The sequence below is a fragment of the Streptomyces sp. NPDC054796 genome (assembly GCF_053611545.1).
On the sequence record NZ_JBSHAO010000148.1, the window covers coordinates 1 to 2,145 of the forward strand.

General features: G+C 66.6%; 2 protein-coding genes. One reads left to right on the top strand and one right to left on the bottom strand.

What is annotated here, in order from left to right; genetic code table 11:
- A partial coding sequence (locus tag ACWGJ2_RS40255; protein ID WP_453351385.1) for a hypothetical protein occupies positions 1-1,562 on the top strand: 1,562 nt, incomplete at its 5' end.
- A gap of 96 nt (positions 1,563-1,658) precedes the next feature.
- Here the strand turns inward: ACWGJ2_RS40255 and ACWGJ2_RS40260 are convergent.
- On the bottom strand, positions 1,659-2,145 hold a 487-nt coding region (locus tag ACWGJ2_RS40260), incomplete at its 5' end, for a hypothetical protein (RefSeq protein WP_453351386.1).

Genomic DNA, 2,145 nt, shown 5'->3' on the forward strand with positions numbered 1-2,145 from the left:
TCACCCGGGAATTTCGCGATCTCGCCCTGGCTGCACGGGAGTTGGCCGACCACGTGCTGATCGGCTTCGCCTGGAAGACTGACCTCGTCGCCTGGACAGAAGACCATCCCTACCGGCTCCGCGACCAGATCCGCGCCAACGCCACCGTCATCAAACTCGGCCCGCTGGGCGCCAGCGAGATCAGCACCCTGCTGCGCCGCCTGGAAAAAGCCATCGACGAGCCCCTCGCCCGTGACCTGCGCACCCGCCTGCGCGAATACAGCCAGGGACTGCCATGGCTGTTCAAGAAGCTCGCCGGCCACCTGCTGCGTGAGGTGAAAGAGGGAGTGACACAGGAGGAACTCGCGAGCGAGGCTCTCAACGCCCAGAACCTTTTCGACGCCGACCTGGCCGAACTCAGCCCGGCCGAACACGAAGCCATCCGCTATATCGCCCGCTATGCACCGCTTCCCATCGGCGAGGTCATGGAACGCGTCACTGGCCCGATCGTGACCTCGCTCCTGGACCGTCGCCTGGTCGTCCAGGTCGGCGAAAGCCTGGACATCTACTGGGACATCTTCCGCGACTACCTCACCACTGGACGCATTCCGGTCGAGGACTCCTACATCCTGCGCATGGGACCAAGCTCCGTTGCCCGCCTGCTACAGCAGGTGGTGGCCGACGACGGCGACAGTCACGTGCGCGACCTCGCCCAGCGCATGAACACCAGCGAGAAAGTCGTCTTCAACCTCAGCCGGGAACTGCGCCTGCTCGGTGCGACCGCCTACGAACCCAACCGGGTTCGCCTGTTGCCGGACATCTGGCACGCTGACGACCGGGAAGACGAACTCAGACGCCGCGTCGCCTCATCCCTGCGCCGCCATCGGGCCTTCACGACCTTCCTGGCTCTGTCGGACCGCGCGGACGGCGCCACGATCAACGCTTACGCACGAGAACTGCCCTCCGCCTTTCCCGCTGTGGAAGTCAGCGAGACCACCTGGATCGCTTATGCGCGCGTCTACCTGCAGTGGTTCGAATACGCTGGCCTCGCAATGCAGCGCGGCACGACATGGCATGCAGCACCCGAGGCAGGCCCGGGGACGGGTAACCTGCTCGGCGGGCCCTTGCGGCGCAGACTGCGCGGTGGCTTCCCCCACGACGCACCCGGCCCGTCCCTGCAGCTGCTGCTTCGTATCGCCTCAGGGGATACCGCTGTGCGCGAGGCGGAGCGACGCACAGCAGCACCGTTGCTGATCATCGGCGCGCTGACGGAAACCAGCGGCTCCTACCACATGCGCCATGACGGACTTGTGGTCGACGGCGCTGTGGTGCCCGGCGAACTCAGACGGCTCATGCTCACCGTCCCAGGAGTCCGCGAAGGCCTCGCCGTCCTCGAGGCCGATCCCCGTGCACGCCCCCAGCAAGTGGGCCAGGCCGTCCGGGCAGCGTTGGACGCCAGCTGGGCCCCCAGTACCGCAGACGTTGTGGGAAAGCACCTGCGCAGCTGGGCACGCGCGGCAGGCGTGAACATCCGGCCCGTGCAACGGACGGAGAGTGCTCAGCCACAGGAAGGCCTGTTCTGAAGCATGCCGACGACGAACGGACTTGGCATAGTGGGGTCGACCGCCGTCGTAATCCTCCCCCACCGACACCTCCGAACCGACGGCGCCCGACCGGTGTCACGTGGAGCGCTGCGGGGCAGTTGTCCCCGTTCGCGAGGCTCCGCCTCGTGAGGCGGGGCTATCTCCATTGAGGTGAGTGCGTGCAGCGTCGATGAAAGCGTCAATCGCCTGGATCAGGCGATACTGGGCGGGGACCTCGGGAGTGCGCCCTTCCATCAGGGCTTCGAGTACGCCTCCGGGGCCATCGGAGTGGCGGGCCTCGCTCCGCACTTGATCAGCGCGATTGGCAATCATGTCCGCGAGTTCGGCGACGTGCTCGGGCCCTTCGAGAAGGACGACGGAAGCGGCAGCCCGTACCGGATCGGTGGAGATGGCGGCACGGACCCGGGCCGACCGACGACGGACTTCCGGCTCCCGGCTCTCGTCGTAGAAGGCTCCGATCCCCATCTGACTGCGCGCCTCCTGCAGGCATGCGCCCCACTCGATCTGCGCCATGTACGTGTTCGTGGCACCCACCAACGCGGCAAACGACTCTCGTTGATGC